General features: G+C 35.7%; 4 protein-coding genes. All 4 read right to left on the reverse strand.

What is annotated here, in order from left to right; genetic code table 11:
- Nucleotides 1-944, reverse strand: a 944-nt coding sequence (locus RSC39_RS11830; protein WP_332537418.1) for a hypothetical protein, incomplete at its 3' end; no start/stop codon positions are given.
- Nucleotides 944-1,201 carry a hypothetical protein gene (locus RSC39_RS11835; protein WP_332537420.1) on the reverse strand — a complete coding sequence of 86 codons (258 nt, stop codon included), beginning with the start codon at nucleotides 1,199-1,201 and terminating at the stop codon, nucleotides 944-946. The genes RSC39_RS11835 and RSC39_RS11830, both read right to left, overlap by 1 nt.
- The gene (locus RSC39_RS11840) at nucleotides 1,194-1,856 is read right to left on the reverse strand and encodes a hypothetical protein (RefSeq protein ID WP_311803591.1); all 663 of its coding nucleotides are present in this window, start codon (nucleotides 1,854-1,856) and stop codon (nucleotides 1,194-1,196) included. The genes RSC39_RS11835 and RSC39_RS11840 overlap by 8 nt, the downstream gene beginning before the upstream one ends.
- Nucleotides 1,857-1,871: 15 nt before the next feature.
- Nucleotides 1,872-3,437: CHAP domain-containing protein (locus tag RSC39_RS11845; RefSeq protein ID WP_332537424.1), on the reverse strand; the 1,566-nt coding region annotated here is incomplete at its 5' end.

Consider the following 3,437-nt stretch of genomic DNA (forward strand, 5'->3'; position numbering starts at 1 on the left):
CTAATTTCATTTTCCTTAGCAAGAATAAACCGATTTTTTAGCTTTGTAACTTTTTCAGATTGACTGTTTTCAATATCACTTCTGATTTTTTCGATGGCTTGCTCGTGTCTAAGCTTTTCAGCCTGTATTTGCTTATCTAATTCATCTTGGCATTCAGTATGAATGTTTTGTTTTTCAATTGAATATTTCTTGTTAAGGTTAGAAGTGACTTCTTCTCTGATATTTGCACGATGATCAAGCTGACGGATTTCATCATACATTTCTTGATTTTTGGTTTTAACAAATTGTGAGAGTTGGTCAAGCCCTTGACTTTTAAAGTTATTGATAAAATCTGAGAAATTTTTTGCGGCTGCAGGGGGGAAAGGAGTAATTTTAGATTTTTCTACAACTGGTTCAGTTACTTCAGCTTGATCGTACTTCTCAATAAGAGATGAAAGATTAAACGAAGGGGTAGAAAGTGGGAGAGCTTCCTCTTCAAAATCATTTTCATTTTCAAACGGATTAAGTGGAGTATCTTCTGTAGGTACTGCAGTTTCTGATTTTTCCTCAACTTCTACAGTAGGACTAATTGTAGAGGAGCTAGATGATTCAGTCTCGACTATTTCCAACTCTTTCACCTCTTCTTCCACGTTAGGTTTTGAAACTTCAAATGGAATTGGTTTTTTAGTTTTGAATGCTACTAATTCTTTATTCCAGTCAGTTGACTCATTTTGTGGTAGAAAGAAAGATTGACCATAATATGCTTTTGCATATAAGGCACGGTCAACTTTCGTGATTGTCACTTGACCTTTAGTGTTTTCCATCAGCAATCTTAGATTTTCAGATTTTACATGTTCAACCAGGTCTTTATAACTATGTAATTCTTTTTCTTCAAAATTCTTTGTATCCGACAATTCATAAGTAAAAGATGAAAGTCGGTCTTGTAATACTCTCATAATAGCCATTAGATACTATCCTCCATCGAACGATTTGGTAATTGAGGAGTTGGTTGTTGATCGCTGCTAATCAAAAGAACAGTATCAATTGCCTCCTCAAAATCTACCCCTGCTTCTTTTAGTGTTTTCATGAAAAGTTCAGTTTGTTCAGATTCAATTTGCTTTTTTAAATCATTAATATTTTCCTGAATCTTAATTAAATTATCTTCTTCTTTTTTCAACTTGCTTTTAAGCTGATTAAGTTTATTCTTTGATACCTTAGCCATTATTTGCATTTCCTCCTGGTATATTTTTACTCTCTGTTAAATTAATTGCGGCCACTTTATTTTCATCCATCGTAACATCATATTTACTATCTACCATATAACCTTCTTTTTGGTAGATTGGTGTTTCTAAATATTCAATTTCAACAAAGTATTTATTTTTATCATCAGAGCTTTGGTAAATACTCCCTTTTTTGTAGCTTCGAGCCACAAGTTGAGTAGAATTTGAAGTATTAATTTGCTTTGTTTTCTTATAGGTTTTAACCATAGCACTTAACGTTTGAGCATCCTGAGCAATGTAGCTACTTGCATAGGCTTGATGAGTCATGAGTGTCTCAAGATATGAGGCACGTTTTTGAATTGAATTATCATTTAAGTCATAAGTAACATAAGACTTGATGAAGTTTTGGAGATTTTCTTTTGGAGTAGCCTCTTTATCTGTGTCCTGTTCCTCACTAGATGTGCTATCCTTTTCAGAACTTTCTGATGTTTCTTTTGTGCTTTGTTTTGTAGAAATAGATGTTTTAGGAGTGGGAATAGCGGCTTTATGATTACCATTGAAAATGTTAACCACCGCAAATACAATCGCAATGACAACGAGTGCCACTACTAAACAGATTCCCACAATAATATTTCTTCGCTTTTTATTATCAATCATAGGTTTTTCCTTTATTTATTTTTTAGGTGGATGGATTACTGAAGCAACCCCTGAATTATACGTGTAAGTCCACGTTTTTAATGGAGTAGGATTTTGGTCATAGATCATTAATTCATTCTTCCCTAATATTTTTCCTACAACTGCAGTATGCCCATTTTCAGCATCTGTATTCCATGTTCCCATGTTTGCACCACGTTTAAAGTTGATAATATCTCCAACTTTAATTTGTGAGTATTTAGGCTCATTAACAACTGTCCAACCCCAACCTTTCCAATCATAGTCTGAACCAATATCTGAAGCAGCAACCCCACCTCGTAAAATAATATTTGAGTTAATGCTATGCGCATAATAGGCTGATACTGCGTAACATTGACCTGTTAAGCCTCCAAAGTCTCCTGGTATAATTTGGCCAAGCATCTTATTTAAGACTTCAACATTGGCACTACCCCCACCGCCATCTACTGGCCCATATCCGTTAGGTGGAGCAGGTGTTCCGCCATGCTCATCAATATATTTATCAAACGCTTCAGCAACTTTTGCACGTTGCTTGCCAGAATCTATAGCTGTCCAATAGACTGCTTCTCCTGGTTTTAAAGCCCCTGAGTGATAGGCTGCAGCACGTAAATCCATGATATAAAGTGAGGTGTTACTATATTTATCATATTGAGTAGCTTTAAAATCTGTAACAGCTCTATCATTGTCCCAGGATGCCCCCTGATCAGGGTCATTGTCTACTGCCCCATATCCAAAAATATTTGATTTTGGATAGTCTGCTGCAACTCCTGCTGTACCGTATGAACTCTCCATTTGAGCAAAAGCAACAAGCATTCGAACATCAATGTTTGATTCACTTTGAAGTTTTAAAAACTCCGTACCGCTTGCTCGACTATCTAGGCCAGTAAATCCTTGGCTTTTAATAAAACCGTCTATTTGCTCTGCAGTAATTCCGTAACGTTGTGCCAGGTAATCAGAATAATAGGCATCTCCATCTTCACTCCAATGCTTAACATAAGTTACCCCATAGGTTTCTGCCTGCTGATTATTTGAGTTCATAATCGCAGGAAAGAAAATAGAGATTAACCCTAAGAATAGTACACCCACGACAACAACTGCGCCACCAATCATTGCTGTTGGCTTATTCATTACCGCTACAGCAACCTTTTGAATGGAATTAGTTATCTTTTGGACTAATGATTTACCAAGCGAAGCATTACTATTTGGCTTGATAAATGGATTTGAGTTTAGTCCTTTTTCAATCTTAGATTTTTTTGGCGTATTATTGGTATGAAAGCGAAAATCTTGCTTTGTTTGACTATTGACAGAACGACCAAATTTTTCATGTTTCGTTAAAAAACCTTTGACCTTTTTAGTGGTCTTATAAGTAGATTGGACATTATCTTGAGCCTTCTTCAGGTTTTTTACACCTTCAGTTGACTCATTTTCATCAAGTTGCTGAATCAAGGGTTGAGTAACTATTTTTTTCCCTTGTTTTTTGCTTACTTTTGCTACCTTTCCTCCGCTATGTTTTTGAGAAGGCTTTGATAGCGCCTTTTTTGAACCAAATGCACGTGTAGATTGAGA

Source organism: Lactococcus sp. (assembly GCF_036648155.1).
GTDB classification, from domain to species: Bacteria; Bacillota; Bacilli; order Lactobacillales; family Streptococcaceae; genus Lactococcus; species Lactococcus cremoris.